25 protein-coding genes and 1 pseudogene are annotated in these 25,066 nt (G+C 52.5%); 9 read left to right on the forward strand and 17 right to left on the reverse strand.

Annotation, left to right across the window (positions count from 1 at the left end; genetic code table 11):
* Positions 1–31 precede the first annotated feature (31 nt).
* The 4 genes and pseudogenes from C772_RS16375 (at position 32) to C772_RS09585 (ending at position 3,504) form a co-directional block, all read left to right on the forward strand.
* A pseudogene (locus C772_RS16375) lies at positions 32–905 on the forward strand (transposase).
* A 338-nt stretch (positions 906–1,243) separates the two neighbouring features.
* The gene (locus C772_RS09575; RefSeq protein WP_008299560.1) at positions 1,244–1,735 is read left to right on the forward strand and encodes a DUF2243 domain-containing protein; all 492 of its coding nucleotides are present in this window, start codon (positions 1,244–1,246) and stop codon (positions 1,733–1,735) included.
* On the forward strand, positions 1,725–2,519 hold the full coding sequence (locus C772_RS09580; RefSeq protein ID WP_008299562.1) for a cytochrome c oxidase assembly protein: 795 nt from the start codon (positions 1,725–1,727) through the stop codon (positions 2,517–2,519). The genes C772_RS09575 and C772_RS09580 overlap by 11 nt, the downstream gene beginning before the upstream one ends.
* A gap of 52 nt (positions 2,520–2,571) precedes the next feature.
* Positions 2,572–3,504 (forward strand): aldo/keto reductase, encoded by a 933-nt coding sequence (locus C772_RS09585; protein ID WP_035002010.1) that lies wholly within the window; start codon positions 2,572–2,574, stop codon positions 3,502–3,504.
* Positions 3,505–3,604: 100 nt separating this feature from the next.
* On the opposite strand, the gene C772_RS09590 is transcribed toward C772_RS09585, so the two are convergent.
* Complete coding sequence (locus C772_RS09590) at positions 3,605–4,987, reverse strand: MATE family efflux transporter (protein ID WP_008299565.1); 1,383 nt, start codon at positions 4,985–4,987, stop codon at positions 3,605–3,607.
* 172 nt (positions 4,988–5,159) lie between these two features.
* On the opposite strand from C772_RS09590, the gene C772_RS09595 reads away from it, so the two are divergent.
* The gene (locus C772_RS09595; protein WP_008299566.1) at positions 5,160–5,636 is read left to right on the forward strand and encodes an S-ribosylhomocysteine lyase; all 477 of its coding nucleotides are present in this window, start codon (positions 5,160–5,162) and stop codon (positions 5,634–5,636) included.
* 51 nt (positions 5,637–5,687) lie between these two features.
* On the opposite strand, the gene C772_RS09600 is transcribed toward C772_RS09595, so the two are convergent.
* The 6 genes from C772_RS09600 to C772_RS09625 all read right to left on the reverse strand — a co-directional run bounded on the left by C772_RS09600 (position 5,688) and on the right by C772_RS09625 (position 12,074).
* Positions 5,688–7,109 carry a sodium:solute symporter family protein gene (locus C772_RS09600; RefSeq protein WP_008299567.1) on the reverse strand — a complete coding sequence of 474 codons (1,422 nt, stop codon included), beginning with the start codon at positions 7,107–7,109 and terminating at the stop codon, positions 5,688–5,690.
* Between the two features lie 526 nt (positions 7,110–7,635).
* Positions 7,636–9,390 (reverse strand): aminodeoxychorismate synthase component I, encoded by a 1,755-nt coding sequence (gene pabB / locus C772_RS09605; protein ID WP_008299569.1) that lies wholly within the window; start codon positions 9,388–9,390, stop codon positions 7,636–7,638.
* Complete coding sequence (locus C772_RS09610; RefSeq protein WP_008299570.1) at positions 9,383–9,976, reverse strand: anthranilate synthase component II; 594 nt, start codon at positions 9,974–9,976, stop codon at positions 9,383–9,385. Before C772_RS09610 ends, pabB begins: the two co-directional genes overlap by 8 nt.
* Before the next feature lie 147 nt (positions 9,977–10,123).
* Positions 10,124–11,260 (reverse strand): zinc metalloprotease, encoded by a 1,137-nt coding sequence (locus tag C772_RS09615; protein WP_008299572.1) that lies wholly within the window; start codon positions 11,258–11,260, stop codon positions 10,124–10,126.
* Positions 11,254–11,553: a TIGR04104 family putative zinc finger protein gene (locus C772_RS09620; protein ID WP_008299573.1), complete on the reverse strand. Its 300-nt coding sequence runs from the start codon at positions 11,551–11,553 to the stop codon at positions 11,254–11,256. The genes C772_RS09615 and C772_RS09620 overlap by 7 nt, the downstream gene beginning before the upstream one ends.
* Positions 11,554–11,570: 17 nt before the next feature.
* Positions 11,571–12,074: a DUF1648 domain-containing protein gene (locus C772_RS09625; RefSeq protein ID WP_008299574.1), complete on the reverse strand. Its 504-nt coding sequence runs from the start codon at positions 12,072–12,074 to the stop codon at positions 11,571–11,573.
* Positions 12,075–12,224: 150 nt separating this feature from the next.
* On the opposite strand from C772_RS09625, the gene C772_RS09630 reads away from it, so the two are divergent.
* Positions 12,225–12,968 carry a glycosyltransferase family 2 protein gene (locus C772_RS09630; protein WP_008299576.1) on the forward strand — a complete coding sequence of 248 codons (744 nt, stop codon included), beginning with the start codon at positions 12,225–12,227 and terminating at the stop codon, positions 12,966–12,968.
* Positions 12,969–13,137: 169 nt separating this feature from the next.
* Here the strand turns inward: C772_RS09630 and C772_RS09635 are convergent, their stop codons facing one another.
* The 4 genes from C772_RS09635 to C772_RS09650 all read right to left on the reverse strand — a co-directional run bounded on the left by C772_RS09635 (position 13,138) and on the right by C772_RS09650 (position 16,520).
* A complete protein-coding gene (locus C772_RS09635; protein WP_008299577.1) occupies positions 13,138–13,887 on the reverse strand; it encodes a hypothetical protein in 750 nt (249 codons plus the stop codon).
* A gap of 78 nt (positions 13,888–13,965) precedes the next feature.
* Complete coding sequence (locus C772_RS09640; RefSeq protein ID WP_008299579.1) at positions 13,966–14,394, reverse strand: DUF1801 domain-containing protein; 429 nt, start codon at positions 14,392–14,394, stop codon at positions 13,966–13,968.
* Between the two features lie 19 nt (positions 14,395–14,413).
* Positions 14,414–15,322, reverse strand: coding sequence for a homoserine O-acetyltransferase MetA (gene metA / locus C772_RS09645; RefSeq protein WP_008299581.1), 909 nt, complete (start codon positions 15,320–15,322; stop codon positions 14,414–14,416).
* A gap of 112 nt (positions 15,323–15,434) precedes the next feature.
* Entirely contained in the window at positions 15,435–16,520 is a 1,086-nt protein-coding gene (locus C772_RS09650) for an SDR family oxidoreductase (protein WP_035002056.1), read from the reverse strand.
* Positions 16,521–16,725: 205 nt separating this feature from the next.
* Here C772_RS09650 and C772_RS09655 point away from each other — a divergent pair, with 205 nt between their 5' ends.
* Both C772_RS09655 and C772_RS09660 read left to right on the forward strand, forming a co-directional pair.
* Positions 16,726–16,977 carry a DUF2188 domain-containing protein gene (locus C772_RS09655; RefSeq protein WP_008299584.1) on the forward strand — a complete coding sequence of 84 codons (252 nt, stop codon included), beginning with the start codon at positions 16,726–16,728 and terminating at the stop codon, positions 16,975–16,977.
* Between the two features lie 75 nt (positions 16,978–17,052).
* Entirely contained in the window at positions 17,053–17,379 is a 327-nt protein-coding gene (locus tag C772_RS09660) for an ArsR/SmtB family transcription factor (protein ID WP_008299585.1), read from the forward strand.
* Between the two features lie 59 nt (positions 17,380–17,438).
* On the opposite strand, the gene C772_RS09665 is transcribed toward C772_RS09660, so the two are convergent.
* Positions 17,439–18,416 carry a formylglycine-generating enzyme family protein gene (locus tag C772_RS09665; RefSeq protein ID WP_008299586.1) on the reverse strand — a complete coding sequence of 326 codons (978 nt, stop codon included), beginning with the start codon at positions 18,414–18,416 and terminating at the stop codon, positions 17,439–17,441.
* 88 nt (positions 18,417–18,504) lie between these two features.
* Between C772_RS09665 and C772_RS09670 the strand changes: the two genes are divergently transcribed.
* Positions 18,505–20,109, forward strand: coding sequence for a sulfatase family protein (locus C772_RS09670; RefSeq protein WP_008299587.1), 1,605 nt, complete (start codon positions 18,505–18,507; stop codon positions 20,107–20,109).
* A 40-nt stretch (positions 20,110–20,149) separates the two neighbouring features.
* Here C772_RS09670 and C772_RS09675 read toward each other — a convergent pair whose 3' ends face one another.
* The 5 genes from C772_RS09675 to C772_RS09695 form a co-directional block, all read right to left on the reverse strand.
* Positions 20,150–21,061, reverse strand: a complete 912-nt coding sequence (locus C772_RS09675; protein ID WP_008299588.1) for a cation diffusion facilitator family transporter — start codon at positions 21,059–21,061, stop codon at positions 20,150–20,152.
* A 259-nt stretch (positions 21,062–21,320) separates the two neighbouring features.
* The gene (locus C772_RS09680; RefSeq protein WP_152419757.1) at positions 21,321–22,058 is read right to left on the reverse strand and encodes a hypothetical protein; all 738 of its coding nucleotides are present in this window, start codon (positions 22,056–22,058) and stop codon (positions 21,321–21,323) included.
* A gap of 83 nt (positions 22,059–22,141) precedes the next feature.
* Positions 22,142–22,462, reverse strand: coding sequence for a hypothetical protein (locus tag C772_RS09685; RefSeq protein ID WP_008299590.1), 321 nt, complete (start codon positions 22,460–22,462; stop codon positions 22,142–22,144).
* A 118-nt stretch (positions 22,463–22,580) separates the two neighbouring features.
* The gene (opuFB, locus tag C772_RS09690) at positions 22,581–24,101 is read right to left on the reverse strand and encodes an osmoprotectant update ABC transporter permease/substrate-binding subunit OpuFB (protein WP_008299591.1); all 1,521 of its coding nucleotides are present in this window, start codon (positions 24,099–24,101) and stop codon (positions 22,581–22,583) included.
* The gene (locus C772_RS09695; RefSeq protein ID WP_035002065.1) at positions 24,094–25,053 is read right to left on the reverse strand and encodes an ABC transporter ATP-binding protein; all 960 of its coding nucleotides are present in this window, start codon (positions 25,051–25,053) and stop codon (positions 24,094–24,096) included. Before C772_RS09695 ends, opuFB begins: the two co-directional genes overlap by 8 nt.
* Between the last annotated feature and the right edge of the window lie 13 nt (positions 25,054–25,066).

A 25,066-nucleotide genomic window follows, 5' to 3' on the forward strand; every position in this document is an offset into this window, starting at 1 on the left:
GAATTAACAGACTACAAAACGGGTGATGAATATGCTGTCAAAATCGAATGGAACCAATCGTGATCAACTTGAAATGGTCTCGCTTGATGAGATGGTCCCGGAGGACCACCTGGTCAGGAAACTCGAGAAAGCCATCGACTTTTCGTTCATTTAAGATCTCGTAGAGGATTTGTATTCAGACCGTGGCCGTCCTAGTATCGATCCGGTTGTCCTCATCAAGCTCCCATTTCTCCAATACACCTTTGGCATCCGTTCGAGGCGCAGCACGATCGAAGAAGTCAATACGAACCTGGCTTACCGCTGGTTCCTGGGCTTCGGCTTCTATGATAAAGTGCCACATTTTTCGACTTTCGGTAAGAACTACGAACGGCGATTCAAGGACACATACCTATTCGAACAGATCTTCTACCGGATCCTGAAACAGGTGGCGGACCGTGGGTTGCTCCGTGCGGAGCACGTGTTTATCGATTCCACTCACGTCAAGGCCAGCGCAAACAAGCTGAAGTTCACGAAAAAAGTGGTCCGTAAGGAAACACGCGCCTACCAGTCCCTACACGAAGAAGAGATCAACGCCGACCGTGAGGACAACGGAAAGAAGCCTTTCCCTCCGGACAAGTGACGACCGTGAAGAGGAGAAGGAGATCAAAGAGAGCACGACTGATCTTCGAACCGTTGCTGAATGTCGTCAAAGAGAAAGTCGGAAAGCCGCTTGCCGTTGCTGCTGATGCCGGATACAAAACGCCTCATATGAACGCGGTTTCGGAGATGCCAAGGAGAAGTGTGGCATGCGATGGACGACCCTTCGCGGAAGGGCAAAAATGTCCATGCAGGCGATGCTTACTTTTGCTGCATTAAATCTGAAGAGATTGGCCTGCTGGACATGGGAGTCACCGGAACCGGCCTGACGGCCGGTCATTCCAAGGGAAATTCAGGGGCAAAATACTCGGAAAATCCACATGAATGACAAAACGGACCCAGAAAATTTCTTCTGGGTCCGTTTTGTCTACAGTCTGAGCCGGCTCCGATACACGGAGCCGGCTTTTTCATGACACCATTTTCCGGACGATCACTCTTGCCGGAATGACTTTTTGCCGGGGCTGCCTCACTGTCAGAGTTCATTGATGCGAGTCAGCCACCAATCACACTGGAGAAAGTCAAGCCTCCGGCGCAGTTTACGGGCTTTCAGACAAGGCAATACTTCATATAATTCCCTATCATCATTCGGAAAGAAGGAAGCAGAGCCATGCCTATACCAGCGCATCAAAAATACCATCACCAGAAAAAGAACTTATGGGCGGGAATCCTGTTCGGTCTCGGATTTGTCGCTTTTATCGACGAGACCATCTTCCACCAGCTGCTTCACTGGCATAAATTTTACGACCGGTCGACCACCTCCATTGGCCTGATCTCAGATGGACTTTTCCATGCATTCAGCTGGTTCGCCACAGTGGGCGGCCTTTATCTGGTTGCAGACCTGATGCGCCGTCATGCGTTCTGGCACAAGATGTTCTGGGGAGGCAAGCTGCTTGGTGGAGGCGGATTCCAGCTGTTTGACGGTACCATCCAGCATAAGCTGATGAGAATTCATCAGATCCGTTACAACGTTGATATTTTGCCATACGATCTGATTTGGAACATCACTGCCGTCATCATGATCATTGCCGGGCTTCTCCTGATCCGCAGTGCCAAGAAAGACAATATAGGGGTAAGTGGAGGCGAGACGCTTGCATCATGAGCAGCAATTCCTGCCCCCTGCCCTGCAGGTTCTGATCGTGTTATTCGCGCTTTCCGGAGCGGCTGGATACTTTACCCTGATGCTCCGGACCAACCGGGTCAGGCGGCTAAAGCACTGGCCGGCCTGGAGGTGGATTTTGTGGCTATCCGGGACAGTGATGGCGGCTTTGGTTATTGCCGGTCCGTTTGCAGAGGCGGCCCACCATGATTTCCGCCTTCATATGGCAGGCCACCTTCTCCTCGGGATGCTTGCTCCGCTCCTGATTGCCCTCTCTGCCCCTGTCACCCTTCTTCTCCGTGCACTCCCTGTCACTGCGGCCAGGAGGGTGACAAAAATGCTCCGGCATCCCGTCGCCCGATTTTACCGGAATCCCATCACAGCGTCCGTGCTGAACATCGGGGGACTCTGGCTGCTTTACGCCACTCCCCTTTTCCAGCTGATGCACCAGCACCTGTGGCTTTACCTGCTCATTCACCTCCATGTATTTGCGGCGGGCTATCTGTTCACGATCTCGATGATTTATATTGACCCTGCCCCTCATCCGAGCAGCCATCTGTTCCGGACGCTCGTTTTCATTTTCGCACTTGCGGCGCACGGTATTCTGAGCAAAATCATCTATGCAGAGCCGCTGCCCGGTTTTCCGCCCGACGAGGTCCGCGAAGGGGCCATGCTCATGTATTACGGAGGCGACCTCGTGGATCTTGTCATCATCATCCTGCTGTTCCGCAGCTGGTATCGGGCAACCGCTCCCCGGCACCTCTATCAAAAAATTGAATCCTCTTAACGTCTCCCCTACACTTGAGTAGGTAATCCAACAGATGAAGGGGATGGCATACATGAGCAAACAGGTTAACTTAGGAAAATCAGGGCTTAGCGTAAACCCGATCGGCCTGGGTACAAACGCGGTCGGCGGACACAACCTATATCCGAATCTGAATGAAGATACAGGCAGGGAACTTGTCCGTACGGCAATCAGCCATGGCATCGATTTTCTGGATACTGCATTTATCTACGGCATGGGCCGTTCGGAAGAGCTTGTCGGAGAAGTCGTACGTGAATCCGGAAGACGGCAGGAGCTGGTGCTTGCCACAAAAGGGGCACACCGCCAAACCGGGGACGGAATTGTCGTCGATAACTCCCCGGCCTTCCTCCGAGAAGAAGTGGAAAAGAGCCTGAAGCGCCTCCAGACAGACTACATCGATCTTTACTATATCCACTTTCCTGATGAGGACACACCGAAAGCCGAAGCTGTCGGTGCGCTGAAAGAACTGAAGGACGAAGGCAAGATCCGTGCGATCGGCGTCTCGAACTTTTCCCCGGAACAACTGAAGGAAGCCAACCGGGATGGCTATGTGGATGTGTTTCAGGGAGAATATAATCTTCTTGAGCGCGGCGCCGAAGAAGCTTACTTCCCGTACACATCCGAACAAGGCATTTCTTTCGTCCCTTACTACCCTCTCGCCGCAGGCCTTCTTGCCGGGAAGTACAGCGGCAATGAGACATTCGACGACCTCCGGAAAAGCCAGGCCCGCTTCCAGGGAGAGACGTTCAAACAAAATGTACAGCGCGTGAACAAGCTTCGGCCGATCGCGGAAGCCCACAATGCGGAAATTGCACATATTGTCCTTGCCTACTATCTCGGGAAAGGGCCGATCGATTCGATCATCCCGGGTGCCAAGCGTGCTGAGCAGGTGCTCGACAACCTGAAGACGCTTGAAGTGAATCTCTCAGAAGAAGAACATCACGAAATCGAATCGATTTTCAGATGAAACCCTCAATATGAAATACAGCAGCCGGCTCCTATTTTGTAGGAACCGGCTGCTGCATATATAATAAAAACCTATATCATTCTGGAAGTACCTCTTGCCGTCAGGCAATTTCAGGGGCTGGCTGCACGTCGTCGTCGACGAGTGCATGTCGTTCCCAGGCACGGCTTTTCCACCGGAGGGCCATGAAGATCCCCCTGGTCCATTCATCTGCAGCAATTGCGAGCCAGACCCCGACGAGTCCAAGATCCATCACGAAGACGAGGAAATAGCCGAGCGGAAGGCTCATCATGACCATCGAGAGTGCCGCCATCAGAACCGGGAACTTGGCATCGCCCGATGCACGGAGAGAGTTGATGATGACGATGTTGAACGTCCTGCCCGTCTCCAGCATGAAGGCCAGGAGGAGAACCGAAGCCCCAAGTTCGATGATTGCCTCATTGTCCGTAAAGAGCCGCATCAGCGGAAAACGGAACGTCATGACGACAGCGACCATGATGATTGTAAACAGAAACGCCCATTTCAGGCTTCTCCACAGCCCTTTATATGCCTCATCCTTGTTCCCCGCCCCGACAAGGCGCCCGGTGATGATTGAAGTACCGAGGCCGATTGCAAGAGCGAATAAATAGCTGAACATCGAAATGTTCACCGCATACTGCCGGGCGGCAAGCGCTTCTGTGCCAAGATGGGTTACATAGTATAGGAAGACGAGCTGGCACCCCTGATACAAGATCTGCTCAAACGCGCTCGGAAGCCCGATGTTCAGGATTTTTGTAATGTATGAACGGGTCCAGGTAATGTAATACCTGAACTCGACCTTATACTCCATCACTCTGTACAGCAGCCAGAAAAAGACGAAAACGGCAATGAGCCGGCTGCCGACGGAGGAAATCGCGGCACCCTGCACGCCAAGTTCGGGAAGCCCGAACTTCCCGAAAATCAGGGCATAGTTGCCGACCACGTGAATGATGTTCATCCCGAGAGAGACGAACATCGTCTGCTTCGTAAAGCCGTGCACCCGGATCACGGCAGCAAGGGAATTGATAATTGCCTGCAGGAAGATGGCACCGCCGACAATCGACAAGTAGGCCTCTGCGTGGGCCAGCACCTCTCCCTGGAGGTTCATTGCGGTCATCAGCCGATTCGTGAACAACATAAACATGACACTGAGTCCCAGACCGACGAGGAGGTTCAGCGAGACCGCCAAACCGGAAATTTTCGCGGCTTCTATATATCGCTTGGAACCGAGGTACTGGGAGACGACAATCGCCGCTCCGTTCCCGACAACTTCAAGCACCAGGATTGCGATATGAATATACTGGTTGGCAGCTCCGACTCCGGAGACCGCATCATCCGACAGCGAACTCAGCATGAAGGTATCGGTCAATCCCATCAGCATAAACAAAAACAACTCAAGAAAAATCGGCCACGTCAGATGAAACAGACTCAGCTTTTTTTCCTGGCCGCCAACTGCAGTCACAGACATCGCATTTCCTTCTTCCTTTTTTTAGAATCAAAACAGGAAATATCATACCACGCCGGATCTGTATTGGGAACCACTTCAACTCGGTTTTTGCCTGGAAAGTTTAGATGGTTTATTTTGTATTTTTAATCTGATATGATAAGTAGGAAATGATTCAGGAAAGGATGATGGCCCGATGGCACAAGTCGAAAGCTTTCTTCTCGACCATAACAAAGTGATTGCCCCGTATGTCCGGCTAGCAGGCACGGAACAGCACACCAAAGGCGCATCGCTTCAGAAATATGACCTCCGTTTTCTCCAGCCCAATAAAGATGCCATGCCGACTTCTGCGGTCCATACACTTGAGCACCTGCTTGCCACCTATATGAGGGATGAAATCGAAGGGATTGTCGATATTTCTCCAATGGGATGCCGGACCGGCTTCTATATGATTATCTGGGATGAGCACGATCCTGCGGATATCGCACGTGCACTGAAGGCGACACTTGAAAAAGTGATTGGAACAGAAACTGTACCGGCCGTTTCCGCACTGGAGTGCGGAAACTACCGCGACCACTCCCTGTTCGCCGCCAAAGAATATTCCAAGCAGGTCCTCGATTCCGGAATCAGCATCGATGCATTCGAACGGAAATTCGCAGAGCCCGTAAACTGAATTTTAAAAGGAGACTCCCGCCATGGAGTCTCCTTTTGTGTTTTGTGGGGTTCATGCACTGAGCGCAGGCTCTTCCCTGTTGGGAAGAAGCAGCGACACCAATATCGTTAAAATTGCCGAAGCGAACACTCCCCAAAGGATCCCTGCAGCCACCGACACGATGGCGCCGGCAAGTATTCCGGCTCTTGCCCCCCATACTGTGACACGGCTGTTCCGTTCTCCCATTTCAAACCGTTCCGACTTTCTATTCTTCCATAGCAGTCCGATAATCAGCACCGGAACAACGCCTCCCCCGGCCATCGTATAGGCCAGCGAGAACAGGTCGATGATTGATTCGAACATGAGGGCAGCCCCTACAGAAAACACACCGACCAGGAGAACGCACCAGCGGGTCATGTTTACATAAAAGGACTCTTCCTTCTTTTTCATGTTCGGAATCACCAAATCATTCACAATGACAACGGAAGCCGCATGCAGAAGCGAAGATGCGCTTGAGATCGCCGCAAGAAAGACGAGAAGGAAAAATGCCAGCACTGCGACAGGCGTCAGCTCCTCCAGGATGAAATAGGAGATGGCCTGGTTTGGATCCAGCGACTGGTCTTTCGTATAAATGACAAGTCCGGTCAGCGTTGTCAGCGATGTGAATACGATGGCGACAATCCCGCCGATCAGCATGGCCCTGCTGGCCACTTTGGGGCTCTCTGCCGCGAAACACCGTTGCCAATAAACCTGCGCGGCCAGAACCCCGAATACGCCGGTCACAAACAGGCTCAATACTTCCATGAAGGAAAGATTCAGCGATGCCAGATGGATTCCCCCGACTTCGTCAAGCCGGGTCTGGAGTGTCGAAAAGCTGAAGTCGACCTCACTAAATACCGTGTAATAAAACCAAAGCGCAATTCCGATGAGGAGCGACCCCTGAATGAAGTCCGTCCAGACAACCGAATACATGCCCCCGATGGTCGTATAGATGATGAATACGCCGGAAAACAAAAGGATCATCGGAAGCGGTTCTGCCCCGGTGAACGTTGAGAAAAGCGCTCCCATCCCAATTGCCTGGCCGCTCGTCCAAGCAATCATGATCGCCGAAGTGAGGACAGCGATCAGCGCCCGGGCAACCCGGTCACGCAAAATCAGGTCATCCATCATTTCAGCTATGGTGACATATGTAAATCGCGCTGCAAATCCTGCAAATACTAGGGCAAATAAGACCTTTGCACCCTGCTCCCCAAAAACAAACGGGATATTGGCCACTCCGATCTCATAGCCTTTGGCAGAGTGTCCGACGAAATTCCCTACCCCCATAATGGTCGCGATATCTGTAAAGAGAATCAGTATAAAAGGAAGTGTACCGCCTGCAATTGCATACTGCACAAAACTTTCCCCTGATTTTTTCCTGAACAAAAACGCAATCATGATGAAGAGCGCACATAACACGATGGTTAATCCCCAGATCCAAACTGATATATTCACCAAATCCCCCCCTGTTCCGCGTCTTCCCCTTCCCTTCCACACCTTTCTGCAAGATTCCTTTTTTTACATACATTTTGCTGATTCTTGTCTGTCAGCCACTAAAAAAAGCCATGCGGCTGCATGGCCCAGACTGTAGACAAAGTGAGTGAATGACTCCTTTGTCTGCAGTTTTTTCTATTCCCGAAAATCCTTCGGATTTCCGCTGCGGGCCCTCGCTTACCGCGGGCGTTGCCGACGCCAATGCGAAGTTTGGCGTCTGCGCTCAAAAGCGAAAGCGTTGAGCGGCATTAGCTGCACTCCTCGAGCTGCGCTCTGCGGGGTCTTCGGCTAACGCTTTTCCCGCAGGTGTCTCGGGCCCTCCGCTTCAATCCGCCATAAGGCTTATTGAGGCAAACGGTACCTGTTACTATAATCGAGTTAACAGACTACAAAACGGGTCATGAATGACAAAACGGACCCAGAAAATTTCCTCTGGGTCCGTTTTGTCTACAGTCTGAGCCATGCGGATGCATGGCCCCTGTTCCATCTACCCCTCCAGTTTATTCACGAGACGGACTTCCACCCATTTCCTGACACTGTTGATCATCCAGATTCTTGTGGAGGATTCCAGGTCGGACAGGTCCAGCTCTCTTTCCCGAATGATGCCTTGTTCGAGCAGAGCCTCACGGTAAGTGCCGGCAAGCAGTCCGGCGGTCACTGGAGGCGTCCAGCGCCGGCCACCGATTTCCAGCACCAGGTTGCCATTGATGAATTCGGTCAGTTTCCCGTCCTGATTCCAAAGGAGTACATCAAAACTGCCGGGTACTGCGTGCTCCTCATAAACCGCACGGTGCGTCGTTTTATGGTAAAGGAACGGATCTTCCCTGTCGACAGGCCGAACGGCGAGTGTCACTTCGGGCAGGCGCGGTGTGGCGGCAATCTCCTGAGCTTCCACGGACAGCAACCCGTCCCTGCCGAGCAGGCAGCGGATCTTGTAGTGGCCTTCCGGTTGCTTGTCCGCCATCTGTTCCAGCTTTTCTGAGACTGATTCCCGATCAAACGGAAAACCGAAGTATCTTGCGGAGCGGGACATCCGGTCGAGATGCGCCTCTTTCAGGAAATAGCAACCATCCTCGAGCAAGAGGCTTTCCAAAAGGCTGAACTCCGGCCGGTCCAGTTCAAGAAAACTAGACTTGGCAAGGATTTCTCCGTATTCCTCTTCGCTTGTCGAATCCCATGTAATGCCTCCTCCTACCCCATAGGTGGCATTCCCGGATGCCCGGTCAATGACCACCGTGCGGATCGGGACATTGAACACGGCCTCCCTCTCCGGGGTGATGAATCCGATGGCACCGCAATAAACTTCTCTCGGAGCCTGCTCAATTGTTGAGATCAGATCCATCGTGCTGACTTTGGGCGCACCTGTGATGGAACCGCACGGAAACAGCGCGCCAAATACATCAATCAGATCTGTTCCTGCCTCAAGATCCGCCTCCACTGTCGAAGTCATCTGGTGCACAGTCGGATAGCGCTCGATTTCGAAAAGCTTTGGCACCTTCACACTTCCCGTCTTGGCAATCCTGCCAAGATCGTTTCTCAAAAGGTCGACGATCATCACATTTTCCGCTCGGTTTTTCTCAGAATGTGCCAACCATTGTGCGAATGAATGATCTTCTTCCGATGTTTTCCCTCTTTTGGCTGTTCCCTTCATCGGCCTGGCCGTAATGCGTCCGTCTTTTACCCGGAAGAACAGTTCAGGGGAAGCGGACAGCACGGCATGTTCGCCCGTGTTGATATACGCACTGTAGCTGCAGGCCTGTGCGCGTTTCATGCGCTCAAACAGTGCGACTTCATCTCCCCGGAACTGGCTGAGCAGCCGGATTGTATAATTCGTCTGATAGGTCTCTCCTGATTCGATCGCTTGCTTGATGGTCCCGATGGCCTCTCTGTATGCCTGCTCCCCGGTATCCGGCTTCCAATCAGAAACTGCGAATGGACCGGAAGACCGAAGAGTACTGTATTCGGGTTCGGCGAAGATTCCGAACCATAGGAGCGGCATCGAATGCCCCTCCTTTACCCGATAAGCCGGATCAAAGGCCGGCGCGGCTTCGTAAGAGAGGAAACCGGCAGCGTACAAACCGGCGTCCACAGCTTCCTGGACACTCCGGAGTGCAGGAATCACATCATTTATCTGTTCCGCACGGATCACCTTTACGGGGTTGCGGAATGTATGCGGGACCACTGTTCCGTCAGCAGAGGCGTATTCAAATGACAATACCTGCTGCCGGCACTCATTACGCATGGCGGATCACCTCCGGCCTGCTCACCCGCAAAAAGAAATTCCTCAGCATATCCAGACCCCTCTCAGTAAGGATGGCTTCCGGGTGGAACTGGACGCCTTCTACCTGAAACACTTTGTGACGGATCGCCATGATCTCCCCACCGGCTGTTCTGGCGGATACTTCAAGACAGTCCGGTAGTGTCTTCTCCTCAACTACCAGGGAGTGATACCTGGCAACCCTCAGCGGTGAAGGGAGTCCCGTGAATACACCGCAGCCATCATGTGTGATCGGGGAAGTTTTGCCGTGCACCGGGCAATTGCCTTTTCCGACAGTACCGCCGAATGCCCGGGCGATCACCTGCTGGCCGAGACAGATGCCGAGGATGGGGATCTCTTTATGGAATCGGCGGACAAGCTCGAGGCAGACGCCTGAAGAATCCGGATTCCCCGGGCCGGGAGAGATCAGGATCGCCTCGGGTGCCATTTTCCGTACATCTTCAGTGGTCACTTCGTCATTTCGGCGTACTGAAGCTTCCATTCCTATGCGCCGCAGGTATTGGACAAGATTAAAAGTGAACGAATCGAAATTATCAATTACCAGTATCATTGTTTCTCTCCATTATCGTTATTCCGTATCTTCCCCAGTATAATCGCCCACGCCCTTCCCGTACATAGAAGAAACCGGATGGATTCCCGCAAGCAACTGCTGCTTGCGCGGATCCATCCGGCCGGTTTATCCTTGGCGTTCTCTGCCTCATTGATGGTGCGGATCATTGAGAAGCTGTCTTAATGCAAGAACGCGCCCTTTTTCATACATTCCTTCCAGATACAGCGAATGCCACTGGCCAAGTACGCGTTCAAGCTCCTCCAGGCAGTTGCTGAGCTGCCCGGGCTGCTCGTCCAAATAAGCTAAATAAGCATCGCGGAACAGCCTGGTAACCTTCTCGGCGTCTCCGATCTGAACGAGCTTCGTACGGATTTCCGGCTCGGAAGCGAGCTTGCCGGCAGCATAAAGCACATGGACCATCGCGATGTCTGCCATGTCCTGCAGGGGATCGATTTTCTGATCCCGTTCGCGGAACGCGATTCCGCGGCCCAGAACCTCGGCTACTGACGGGTTTTCAGGTATGTAATAGGGGGACAGTGACGCATACAAGGCCGGCGTCAGCGGATGATCAGGCTGCAGCCTGATCAGTTCCTCTGCTTCGGCAACTGTTTCCGGGCTCCAATCTGTCCCTTCCGCATCTTCCTGCATCAGACGGTAACTGATCAGCACCAGTTCTTTGCCCGGCGTTTTTCCTGATAGCATGGACAAATGCTTTCCGTCCGTCATCATTCCTTTGCTGTCGGTCGGAATCAGGTTTGCTGCTCCCAGAAGGAGGTTGACAATGGCAAAGGTAAGCAGAACACCGGATGGCAAAATCGTGTAAACGAGCACAACCGCAAAGGCTGCCACTACCATATTCGCCGCAGGCCCTCCGGCCACATAACGTTTCAGCCGTGACTCCATCTCCCCTTCAGATACCCCTTCAGGAAACCGCAGCATGGCACGTCCCAGGTAACCGAGCGCAGGCTTTTGAAAAATGATCTGTTTTTTTCCGCCCGACCGGATCAGGACGATCGGACCAATGCTCATATTCATGAATGCCATGCCCGATGCAACTCCTGCGATTGCATGCCCGAATTCGTGGATGACCAGGGCGAGCACCGCACTGACGACAATGGCAGCGAGGATAATCACTGTACTCTGAAGGTCGATCACCGGTTCGTGGATAAACAGATAAGGAAGGAATACAGGCCATAGAACAATGCCGATGACAAGCCCGGCCAATGTCTGCCCGAGGCTCTTCTTCCTCTGCCCCTTCCCTTTGTCCCGGGTTGCCGTTACCATATCGGTTCCTCTTCTTCAGTGAGGTCAATCAGCCTGGGGTAAACCAAATTGAATATGACTGCAATCATCAGCATTTCCCCTATCACAGCCAGCCAGTTTAAATCCAAAAACACATTGATCAGCATGGGGATCACAACCAGAAACGGCATCAAAGCTCCCCGTTTTCTGGAGGCGGCAGTCAGATGCTGTTCCTTTCTGCAGTTTGGACAGGTCATCGTTGGCTTCAGGGTATACATTGCCCGCAATGTCTCCCTGAATGACCAGTGATGACGGCAATTTGCACAGACGGGCATGCCGCCCCCTCCTTTCGTTACCGGTGCCTCAGCGACCGGATCATGAAAATAATCATTGGAGCAAACATGAGTGCAAGGAAAACCGGAAGAAATCCAATACCGAGAGAATCTTCCTCGCCGAGTGCCACTTGAGCAAAAATATAACTCAGATAAACGAAGACCAAGCCGATCAGGTTCTTCAGTACATTCAGCATCATTCTGGAATTGCGGTACTGAAACTCGATGTTGCGTTCATGAAGTTCCACCATGTAATTGTGCTTATGCGGGTATTTCTCAAGGATGGTCATCCCGATCCAAAGCAGGCCCGCGATAATGGGCAGCATCACAAGTGTCCATTTGGATCCCCAGCGGTCCACTTCGCCTGCCCCGTTAAAGTGGGCCGGAATTTGTTCCGGCAAAACACCCCAGACAGACACCAGATAAACGACTATCCAAACAAATGAGCCTATCACGGCTCCGTCCATTATGCGTTCAACTATGGTTTTTGGGATGTCCAGCTTTGGACGTTCATCGGTTTTCATGTTATCACCCCTGCTTCAATTTACGGTCTTCAATCCCTTCCGGTTTCATATTTTTCAATACTAGTCTGGGAGAAGTTTCGATTTCCCTCTGTATACATCCGTTGAAACGGGTATAGGACAGTAACCACGAAACCGGAAGGAGGGACAAGCATGAATCAGTCAATCATTATTCCCGCTTATAATCCGGATCGCCACCTGCCGGGTTATATCCGGCAGCTCAGACAACAGGGAGATTTCCTGATCATTGTGGTCGACGACGGAAGCGCACTTTATTCGAAACCGGTCTTTGAATCGATTCGCAGCATGGAAGGTTGCACCGTACTTATACATGAACGGAATCTGGGCAAGGGAGCCGCACTGAAAACAGCGTTCAGGCATGTGCTTGAGAATTGTGAAGATGTCGCCCATGTCGTGACTGCCGATGCCGACGGGCAACATGCCGTCGAAGATGTCATTAAAGTTGCCAGGGAAACAGCCGGGTCGATCCGGGGGCTGGTTTTCGGGGTCAGGGACTTTGTCCACCCCGACATCCCATCCAGAAGCCTGTTCGGCAACAGGCTGACCTCCCGGCTTTTCCGGCTGTTATTCGGCAGACGGCTGCAAGATACCCAGACGGGCTTGAGGGGAATCCCACGCAGAGAGCTCCGATGGCTCATGACAATCCGTGGAGACCGGTATGATTTTGAAATGAACACGCTGATCCACGCGGTACGGGAAGAGGTGGCCATCCGTGAAGTGGACATCCGGACCATCTACCTGGATCACAATGCCAGTTCCCACTACCGCCCTGTCCTTGATTCGTTCCGGATCTTCAGGAAAATCATTACGGGCTACTTTAGCGGAAGTTCACTCTATGAAAATCCATCAACACGGAAAGTTGCCGAGGACACCTGAAAGCCGGAAAAGCCTGACCGACAATTCGGCAGGCTTTTTTGTATCAAGGGTGGAGATGCAACGCACATACACAAAAGAGGCCTCGCGGCTGCTTGCCGTGGGCGTCTTTTGCAGAGGAACATATTCTATACTCTCTATTTACCCGAATATCCACTCGGGAAACTTTGCATCAGTGAGTGGTCGTCCCGCTCATCTCGTCCAGTACTTCCCCAGGGATATCGATACCCTCCACCTTGTTGATCCGGTGGTAATTCAGCTGATAACTGATGGTTTCGGTCTGCCCCTTTTCCGAACCCGTAACGGTATAGTAAAAATCTTTCATCATCGAAGTATTGCCGTCCAGACGGACCTCAAGCCGGCTGCTTGCCTTCTCCGGCCGGATCGACCGGAAAGAGATGGACAGTGTTTTCTTGAATGCCTCAAACACCTTTTGGCTGTCTCCGGCATAGACAAGACGATCCTCTGCATGATCGGTCCCCAATTCCCCTTCCACTTCACGCAGCAGCTGTACAATGTCCATATAGCGGACCGAAGGCAGATCATCAGCAGTGATATCTTCAGTACTCCTGTTTGTCCATCCATCCCCCAGATTGATCACAAGCCGTTCCCCGGCCTGATAGTATTCAAGTGTGGATGTATTCTCCCGAGAAACCACTTCGGGCATCCTCTCATAGACAGCGTGCATCTCCGGCATATCGAAGTCTGCCACTTTGATCTTTCCCGAGGTCGCTTCCTGCTTCCCGTCCACGGTTTCTGCCTTGATCTCAACAGCCAGCTCATAGGAGTCCACTTCCGAGATGGTACCAAGAAGCTCGCCCAACAGTTCCTCTCCGGCTTCGCCACCATTTTCCTGATCAGCTTCTCCTCCGCACCCCGGCAGGAAGAGGATGAATATCAGCAGCCACCATTGTTTTTTCATCTGCATCCCTCCTGCTGTCCGCTCTTACTTTACCCCCACGACAAAAAAGGAACCTGCACGTCAGCAGATTCCCTGTCCTTATTCGATGCCATCGGGATATGTCTTTTCTAGAAAACCGATCGAGCTCCGGATGATCTCCTTCAGGACATTCTGGTCGATGTCATCGAGTTTGTTGACATACACACACGCCTTGCCGGACGTATGCTTTCCCAATCGCGAAAGCTGTTCTTCCCGTTCCGCATTGTCGACTGTCACATAAAGGCTGATTTTCGCCTTTCTCGGGGAAAACCCGACAAGCGGCGCGTCACCCTCATGGCCCGTAGCATATCGATAGTGATATTTTCCGAATCCGATGATGCTGGGACCCCACATCACTGCTTCCCTGCCGGTCGTCTCTGCAAATAAATCGAGGAGGCGATAGGCATCCTCTTTCTTCCGCGGATGTTCGATCTGCTCGATGAATTCGATGACGCTGCTGTCGGTCGGTTTCGTTTTCTGCTCATACATTCGGATTTCTCCTCCCCGGTCATTCCCAGACGTATGGCGTTTCCTGGTACACATAATAATTAAGCCAGTTCGAGAACAGCAGGAACGTATGGGAGCGCCACGTATTGAGCGGGATGTTCTCCGGATCGTCGTCCGGGAAGTAATGCTCAGGGATGGCTGTGCCCAGGCCTTTATTCTGGTCCCGCCGGTATTCGATCGCAAGCGTATCCGCATCGTACTCCAGGTGTCCGGTGATCATGATGTGCCTTTCATCTTTCGATACGATGATAAATGCACCCGCCTCGTCCGATTCGGATAACAGCTGAAGCTTCGGATGATTCCGGATTTCTTCCGAATCCACCTCGGTATAGCGTGAATGGGGCGCGACGAACAGGTCATTGAATCCGCGTGCCAGCCGGACAGTCGGGTCCGAGATGGTATGCCTGTATACCCCGAAGCACTTTTGAGGAAGCGGCCGCTTTCCGATTCCATAGAAATGGTAGAGCGCGGCCTGTGCGCCCCAGCAGATGTTCAGGAGTGAGGTGACATTTTGGTCCGACCATTCAAAGATTTCCGTCAGTTCGCTCCAATAGTTCACTTCTTCAAAATCCAGATGTTCGATTGGCGCACCCGTAATGATCATTCCGTCAAACCGCCGATGCCTGATTTCATCGAACGTGACATAAAATGCATCCAGATGGGACTTGCTCGTCGTTTTAGACTGATGGCTCGCCATCGTCATGAACGTGACATTCACCTGCAGCGGCGTATTCCCGAGGAGCCGCAGCAGCTGGAGCTCTGTCCGTTCTTTCTCTGGCATGAGATTCAGGATCAGGATGTTCAGAGGACGGATGTCCTGGGAAACAGCCCGGTCCGAGTCCATGACGAATATTTTCTCTTCCTTCAGCTTCTTTGCGGCAGGAAGGTCTTTCGGTATGTTGATCGGCATGTCCGATTTCCCCCTTCTTGGCAGGTTGTCTATATGAAGGCATATGGATAAACCGCAATACCCAAATGATAGACGATTCCGGGGCCGAATGGTAGGAGAAAGTTTCGGAACTTCAGACGACTTCGATTAGTTTGGCAGGATCATTCCTGTGCAGCCGGTAGTATTCCACCGCAGCAGGGATATAGTCGGCGAAGTCCGGACATTTGATGCCTGCCGGTTCGAGGTCCCTCTGGGCTTCCGTGCAATCATACACAGCCTCAAGCCGGAAGTAGTCCAGCGTCTCCTTTTCCACTTTTACCCACTTCCGCAACGGAGGGAATGACAGCATGATCCGGACAGTCGAATGGGGCATCGTGAATGAAGGCGCTTTCCCGGTAAGCGCCTGGGCAATCAGCCGGAACGCTTCTCTTGCCTGGTAGGGGTTCGGATCAGTCAGATGATACACTTTGTCCTCTCCGACAGGATGGCGGGACAGATAAACGGTCGCTTCTACAATATAGTCAACCGGCACCAGATTGATCAGCGCCTCCCCTTTGCCCACATAAGGAATCGGCATCCGTGAAAACTTGTCCAGGTAGCGCATCATGAAATAGGGACCATCGAACTTGGCTGTTTCCCCGGTTTTTGAATCTCCCAGCACAATGCCCGGACGGATGATTGTCGTCGGTATGCGGTCCCTCATATACTGGACAAGCACTTCCGCATCATGCTTCGTCTTTTCATAGTGATTTTTGAAATCCTGGCCAAGCGCCAGCTCATTTTCATAGATGGTGCCTTTACGGTCGCCGGAAACATAGGCAGTGCTGAAATAGACATACCGTTCAATCGACTTGCATTCAAGAACCCAAAGGTTCACATTCCGGGTCCCCGTGACATTGACAGACTGTGCGATCCTGTCATGGACGGCAAGGTCGTAGATGGCCGCCAGGTGGAAGACATGGGTCACCGTCTCTTTCAGCTGCTCAGAAACTGCCTTCTCCAATTTTAGATTGGTCTTCGTAATATCGCCGGCATGGATCCTGAATCGTTTGGTGCGTTTGTTTCCTCTGAGCCTTTGAACAACACGCTCCGCCTCCGGAATGGCAGACTCATGGACAAGCAGCTCGAATTCGGATTCCGGCTCCTCCTCGGCCAGCCTGGCGATCATCCGTGTTGCGAGAAACCCCGGAAACCCCGTGAAAAAATAAATTCGCTTCACCAACTCCTGTATACCTCCCCCATATCATCTCTTCAAGGACCCAATGGAACGATTGACTATGCCGGCTTTTTCTGCGCCGCCGATCCCGATTCCTTCCCATTCAGAAAGATAGTCAAAACAAGTTGTGTTCTCGCTTATTTCGACAGCCGTTTCACCGGAGGCAAACGGGGAAAACACAAACTATCAAGGATAGGGAGGGTTCAGAATGCCAGGAAGAAATGACAACGGACCGGACAAGTACTTTGGAGACCGTGCAGGGACCGACAAGGCCAACTATCACGTCGTCCCGGCCGACGGCAAATGGGCATTGAAAAAAGAAGGCGAAGAAGAGCAGATGATGCAGGAGAATGACAAATCCGGTGTCGTTGCCCGCGCCAAAGAGTTGGCCGAGGAATACGGCAGCATGGCCATCATCCATGATGAGGACGGGAAGATCGAGGATCAGATTGAATATTGAAGTGCGGAGGCGGTCCTGCGTGACAGGGCTGCCTTTTATCTTTTGTTATAATGGAGGCAACAAGGAGGCAGCGACATGCAGGACGAGACGAATATCACGCCATATGATGAAAATGAGCTGGACGAGGAGACTCTTTTTATCGTCTCCCAGACGTTCAAGGCACTGTCGGATCCGACCAGGCTGCGGATCCTGAATCTTCTTTCGGAGCACGAGTACCCGGTCAATGAAATCGCTGCCCGGCTATCCCTGCTCCAGAGTACCGTTTCCCACCAGCTGCGCTTCCTGAAGAATCTCCGGCTCGTAAAGTACCGCAGAGAGGGGACTTCCCTGCACTATTCCATCGATGACGAACATGTCGTGGACCTTCTCCGGCAGGCAATTGGCCACGCAAGACATCATTAAACAGGTGATCCGCACCCCCCCGCGGATCACCTGTTTTGATCTGTACCTGGCTGCATATGTCAGATTCCCGCATCGGAAGCGAGCCGGTTCTGTGCGGGATCAGCCACACAGCGGAAGCCGGTATTTCCTGTCGAACTATCAGGCGTGTTCGACGATCGGGCGGCGACCCGGTAACGGTTACAGTATGAATCATGGCAAAGATAAGATCCGCCCTTCGTCACCTTCGCCATTCCCTTTTCCGGACCCCCGGGATTCTGGTTTCCGGCCCGGCGTTCTGTGAACCAGTCCGAACACCACTCCCATACATTGCCGGACATATTATAGAGGCCGTATCCGTTTGGTGAATAAGATTGCACGGGAGCCGTTCCGGTAAATCCGTCAGACGCTGTGTTGTTCAACGGAAATTCTCCCTGCCAAATATTACATTCATGCTTTCCATCCGGCATAAGCTCATCTCCCCACGGATATTTTTTGGACTCAAGGCCCCCTCTTGCGGCAAACTCCCATTCCGCCTCGGTCGGCAGGCGTTTGCCGGCCCAATTGCAGTAGGCCAATGCATCCCGGTAGGAAACATGGACCGCTGGATGATTCATCCGATTATCTATTCCCGAGTCCGGGCCTTCCGGATGCCGCCAGTCAGCTCCCGGAACCGCAAGCCACCATGGCGCCTGCGGGACACTTCCCGTCACCGTTTCGGCAGTCCTGTCACTGACCAGCAGATGAAAGACAAACGACCACCCGAACTGTTCAGCATCCGTGATGTAGCCGGTCTGCCTGACAAATTCGCAGAATGATTCATTCGTAACAGCAACTGGATCGATCAAAAACGGATCCACCGTGACTTCTCTGACTGGCCCCTCCCCGTCTTGCAGAAAACTCTCCCTATCTTCGGCCCCCATACGGAATGAGCCGCCCGGTATGTAGATCATTTCCTCTTGAATACGGGACTTTCCGAACTGTTCTTTAAAGTAAAGGGCTTCTTCCCGTACATGACTGTTTCGGCCAGGCGGGCAGCAACCCGCTTCCGGATTTTTCATCACGTTCACTCCTTTTCCTCTCTTTTCCGTAGCCTTCCCTGTTTGTCCTTCCGCCCAAACAGGGAAAGATACAGTCGAGGTGATTCAATTGGAACAGAAAAAACCGAACGTGGTGCTGATTCTCGCGGACGACTTGGGATATGGAGACGTTTCCTCCTTTAACCCCGATTCCAAAATCCGTACAGAAAACATCGATGCCCTGGCGGATGCCGGCATGCGGTTTACGGATTCTCATGCAACATCGGCACTTTGCACTCCGTCGAGGTATGGCCTGCTAACCGGAAGATATAATTGGCGCTCACGGCTGAAAAGTTTCGTCTGCCCCGGTGACTCCGAACCGGTGGTCGAAGAGGATAGAAGGACGATGGCCCAGATGCTGCAGGAACAGGGGTATCAGACGGCTGCAGTCGGCAAATGGCATCTCGGGCTCGGCTGGCAACTTAAGGGCGGGTATGACTTTGAAAAATTCGGCCTGGATGCCGAGGAGTTTCATGTTCCCGGGACCCGGATGGGACGTGATGGCATCTTTGACCCGAGTGTCGGGCTGATCGACTTGGAAGGGCTGGACATCGACTATTCGAAGCCCATTACCCATGGACCCCTCCAGATGGGCTTCGACTACTTCTATGGAACGCCGGCTTCGCTTGATCAGCCTCCTTTTGTCTATATTGAAAATGACAGGGTGCTCGAAGAACCAGCTGAAATCACAGGTGTGCCGGGACTCGACCGGCTTGGAGCCAGCCAGCAGACAGCATGGCAGGTTGGAGTAAAGGCACCTCATTTCGTACACGAAGAGGTACCGGCCGACATGCAAAACAAAGTGTTGGAGCTGATCGACCAGTTTTCAGACAGTGACCGGCCGTTCTTCCTCTACTACCCTGTCCATCTGGTCCACGGTCCCATCCTGCCGCTTCCGGAATTCCAGGGCCTGTCGGGCATCGGTGGTTACGGAGACTGGGTTCTCCAGCTGGATGCCTACGTCGGCCAGATCATCGATAAACTAAGGGAGAAAGGGATTTTTGAAGACACCATTTTTATTTTCACGAGCGATAACGGTGCATCCGGGGTTGCGGACTTTTCCCATCTGCTCAAGATGGGACACAATCCGAGTTATCATTTCCGGGGGAAAAAGTCGGACATTTGGGAGGGCGGGCACCGGGAGCCGACCATCATTTCTTATCCCCGAGTGATCAGGAGCGGTTCCTCCTCCAACCATATGGTGAGCCTGTCGGATCTGTACCGCACACTGGCCGAGCTGACCGGTGCAGAACTTGAGGACCATGAAGCGGAAGACTCGGTATCCAATCTTCCGATCTGGAAGGGCCGGGACGAGCCCGTCCGCAATGATATCGTCCACTCTTCGGGCAACGGAGGACTTTCCATAAGGAGAGGCCACTGGAAACTGAATCTTGTTACCGATGGAGGAAGCATGGACGATATTGGCCCGGATGTTTCATTCAAGCCTTCCGAACTGTTCGACCTCAGCCGGGACGTCGAGGAACTTCATAATGTCATCGACCAGCATCCCGATATCATCGACTCTCTGATGAACGATCTCGAGGAATATGTGAAGAAAGGCCGGTCCACTCCCGGTGAGCGCCAGCAGAACGAGCGCAATCACCCGACCGGCGATTGGCCGCAGCTGGAATGGATGGACGGATACGAGGACTATATTGCCCAATTTAAGGAATAGCGAAAAAGGTGATCCGCAGTCAGCCAGCGGATCACCTTTTTCAGTTACACGTTCCATGAGGGCTTGGGCAGCCGCCTCCGTCAGTCTCAAGCTGGATGGTGCTGTGTTCGATCGAGAACCGGTCGTGAAGGATCCGGTGGGCGTTGTGGAGTATCCGGTCCGGATTCCCGTGGTCATGGATGGTCATATGGCAGCTGAGGAGAGGCTCATCAGGCGTAATCGACCAGACATGAAGGTCATGGACATCGGTCACTTCATCCAGTTGTTCAAGGGACTTCCGGATTTCTTCGGGGTCGATTCCATCAGGTGACGATTCCATCAGGACATTGGCGGCATCCTTCGTCACTCTCCAGCCGCTCACCAGCACAAGGACCGAGACGATGATGCTGGCAATCGGGTCGGCAATCCACCATCCGAAGAGAATCATCAGGATGGCTGCCGCGATCGCGCCTACAGAGCCAAGCATGTCGCCGATTACATGCAGAAATGCGCTCCGCACATTCAGATTGTCATCCTTCTCACCCCGCATAAGAATGATGGCTGCGGCAATATTAACGAGCAATCCGATGACGGCAATGATCAGCATGCCGGTGCTCTGCACCTCCGGCGGGGCCATGAAACGGCGCACCGCTTCAAACATAATCACCGCCGCGATCACAATTAGTGCAATGCCGTTGACAGCGGCCGCCAGGATTTCAAACCGGCGGTAACCGAACGACTTCACTCCTGTCGCCTTTCTGGCACCAAGCAGAATGGCGACAAAGCTGAGACCCAGTGCCGCCGAATCGCTCAGCATATGGCCCGCATCGGATAACAGCGCCAGGCTATTCGTGAGGAATCCGCCGATGAATTCAACAGCCATAAACGCAGTGATCAGTATAAACGCCCAGAACAATGCTTTTTTATTGGATGACGCATGACTGTGAGAATGACCGTGATGATGATGGCCCATAAAATCTCCTCCCGAACCCACTATATGATTATGTGCTCATATATACATTATGTCAGTCCGATGCTTATGGTGCAACCTGATGATGAATTCTTTTTTACCCGCAATACGGACTGTCATTGCATCAGAACACAAAAAGCAGCCACTGACGGCTGCTCAGACTGCAGACAAAGTGAGTGGATTACTCGTTTGTCTGCAGTTTTATTTTATCCCTGAAAAATTTGGATTTCCGCGCGGAGCACCGCTTACCGGCAGCTCATTATTATCTGGGCAGCTTGCCTAGTTCCGACTTGCAGACCGGCAAATCGAGATCGGTGAATTTGGCCAGCAGGCCCCTGACCAGATCTTCAAACCACTCCGGCGAAGTCGGTGAAAGATAGACCGATTCGATCAGAACGGATAAATCTACACCGATATTGGTTCCGTATTCATATGGCCCGCGCACGATGGTCTTTAGTTCCTCAGGATCCGGAATGTCGTCATAGAGAAGAAACAGCCTCAGTTCATTCTCGAACTCGAATGATTTCCGCTTCAGGAAAAGATAATCACTCAGGTGATCACTGCTGTATTCAACCTCATTGAAATCAACATATTTCACAACCCCTGCTGTCACATCCCGATTATCCAGAAACGCATCCTGCAGCCGCCGGTATGTCGTCCTGATGGCAATCCCCTCATCGCTCTGCAAATAGAGGTTCCACATGGCGACCGATTCGTAGTCATTCATATGCCAGCTGTTTACAAAACTGTATTTCCGGAGACCTTTCAGCATTTTTTTCTGCTCGTAGAATTCTTCGATGCCCCTCCAGTCTCCCCGTCGCCTGGCCGACTCGAGAAAACCCGAAACCGGGTTTCCTTCAAATGGGTCATCAAAGCGGTCGATGCGGCTGAAGAACAGGGAACGGTTGATCAGAAGATCCACGAACTTTGTGAAATCCACATACCTCCATAATGGCTGATCGGGGTCAGGAACCTCCCAGTTCCGATGATTGATGAACACACACATCCCACCTTCTATCCTGCTACGATTCTATCCCCTGTGTTGGGCCGGTACTAAACCGGGAGCCGAAGAACATTGAATGGTTAGCGGATTTTCCGGTAGCGCTTATATCTATAGCCGCCAAGGGCGAAGGTTTTTTTCCCGGCAGCTTCAGCTGTTGCGTCTTCCCTTTCTGAGATGGAATCCCCGCTGACCGTGACGAGCTCGGCATGGTTTCCGCTGGTCACGAGAAAGTATGTCTCCTTGTCTTTCAGTTGGCCCACTGCCCGATTCAATGTCAGCGTTTCATCAAACAGCATATCCAGCAGCCTGAACTTTTTCTCTGCAAACCCGGTCCTGACGAGCTCATAGATCGATGAGCCTTCCGGAACTGTCTCCAGTATGGTTTCCTCCGCTTTTTTCATCGATGTCCTCTCCTTAGACGATTTGTTTATCCTGCCTTGAGTCTACGTATGGAGCCGGAAATGGTTTCAAATAGGGAAAACCTGATCCCGTGCCGCAAAATCGGACACAGGATCAGGCTCACTGGTATTCTATAAGCTTTGCCGATTCGAGAAAGTCTCTGGCAACATCTTCTGCAGGAACTCCGTCAACATTGACCCGATAATTCATTTCGCGCATTTCATCGTCTGAGATTTTGCCGGACAGCACATTCAGCGCCCGTACAATTTCGGGGTAGTCTTCAGCAGTTTCCTCCTGCATAAGCGGGGCTCCCTGATAAGGCGGAAACAGCTGCCGGTCATCCTGCAGCACTTTCAGGTTGTACCGTTCGATTTCGCTGTCCGTTGAATACGCATCGACCAGATTGATGTCCCCTGATTCAATTGCCGTGTACCTGAGCTTTGGCTCCATCGTGACAATTTCGGGAAACTCAATACCGTATAGGGATTGGATGCCGAGATAGCCGTCTTCCCGATCTGAGAATTCCAGCGTGAATCCGGCACGGACCTGACTTTCGATTTTTTTCAGGTCGGAGATGGTATTCAAGCCGTTTTCCTCCGCAAAAGTTTCCGGTACGGCAAGCGTATAGGTATTGTTGTATTGCATCGGGGCCAGCAAGGCCATGCCAAATTGTTCCGACAGGCCGTCGCGGGCCTGCTCGTAGACTGCCCGGCTATCCGTACTTTCTGCGGTCTCCTTCAGGAATTCGGAAATTGCCGTTCCGGTGAATTCGGGATAGATATCGATCTCGCCCGAACGGAGTGCATTAAAAACAAAACTTGTCTTTCCAAGCCCCGGCTTTAGCTCAACCACCAGATCGGTTTTTTCTTCGATCAGGATTTTGTACATATTGATCAGAATTTCCGGTTCTGAACCGAGCTTTCCGCCGATGACCAGTTTTTCATCTCCCTTGTTGAACAGGGGCACTGCCAGCACAAGTGCCGCAAGCGCGAAAATCCCTGTAATTGCAAACACACTTTTCCTGAATGGCATGTCCTCGAATTTCTTCAGGATCAGGTCAAAGACGATGGCTAACATTGCTGCCGGAATTGCACCGAGTACGATCAGGGATGTGTTGTTCCGGTCGATACCGAGGAGGATCAGGTCACCGAGCCCCCCTGCGCCGATCAGTGCCGCAAGCGTCGCCGTTCCGATGATGAGGACGGTGGATGTCCGGATGCCTGCCATGATGACCGGCATGGCAAGGGGCAGCTCCACCTTCAGGAGTCGCCTGCGGGTATTCATGCCCATCGCTTTTGCCGCTTCGATCAGGGACGGATCGATCTCCCGGATTCCGGTATAGGTGTTTCTGAGTATGGGCAGCAGTGCATAAGCCGTCAGTGCGATGACGGCCGGTATTCGCCCGATGCCCACGAGAGGGATCAATAATCCGAGAAGGGCAAGAGACGGGATGGTCTGGATCACTGAGGCAGCTACGAGGATTCCTTCAGCCAGTTTCCTTCTTCCGGTCAGCCAGATACCGGCCGGCAACGCGATCAGGACTGCAAACAGTAAAGCGATAAAGGATATCTCGATGTGCTCCAGCAGCGCGGTCCATAAGTCGCTTTTCCGCTGGTCGAAGACGGATAAAAACTCAGTCATGTTGACCGGCCCCTTTCCTTCCGGCAGCAAGAAGGCGGAAAGCCGCGGCCCGATCTATCATGCCGATCAGCTCGCCTCCGTCTTCCACGCCAACTGCTTCATGATCGGCCATCACGCTGACGAGGCGGTCCGCACGGATATCCGCGGTAAGAACGGTCTGCGGTTTCGGAGTTATGTAAGGAGAGCCGGAAACCCAATGTCTCAGATCCAGAACATCTTGCAGATGGTCTTTTCTGCTCCCGATGAACTCCCGGACAAACTCTCCGGATGGATTCCTCCTCAGTTCATCGGGCGTTCCGGCCTGAACGATCTTTCCATCACGCATCAAGCAGATCCGGTCGGCCAATTTCAGCGCTTCGCCCATGTCATGGGTGACAAACACGGTGGTCTTGCCGAATGACCTTTTCAGATGCAGCATGTCATCCTGGAGTTTTTCCCTTGCCACAGGATCCAGCGCACTGAACGGCTCGTCCATCAGCAGGATTTCCGGATCTGCCGCCAATGCCCGGATGACCCCGACACGCTGTTGCTGGCCTCCGGATAATTCGGATGGCTTTCTGTGTGCAAAAACGGCCGGATCCAGACCGACCTGTTCCAAAAGTTCATGTACGCGCTGTTTGATCGTCCCCTTTTCCGTCCGTTTCATATCCGGGACCACCCTGATGTTTTCTTCGACAGTCATATGCGGAAAGAGGGCGATCTGCTGCAGAACATAGCCGATGTTCCAACGCAACCGGTCAACATCATAACGAACGGCATTTTTTCCGTTGATCAGGATGGATCCGGCTGTCGGTTCGATCAAACGGTTGATCATCTTGAGGGTCGTCGTCTTTCCGCATCCGCTCGGCCCGATCAGGACGATGAACTCACCTTTTTTTATCTCTAGATTAAGGGAATCTACGGCTTTTGTGCCGTCCCCGTATTGTTTGGTCACGTTCTGAAATTCAATGATGGATGCGATTGTC

Source organism: Bhargavaea cecembensis DSE10 (assembly GCF_000348905.1).
GTDB lineage: Bacteria > Bacillota > Bacilli > Bacillales_A > Planococcaceae > Bhargavaea > Bhargavaea cecembensis.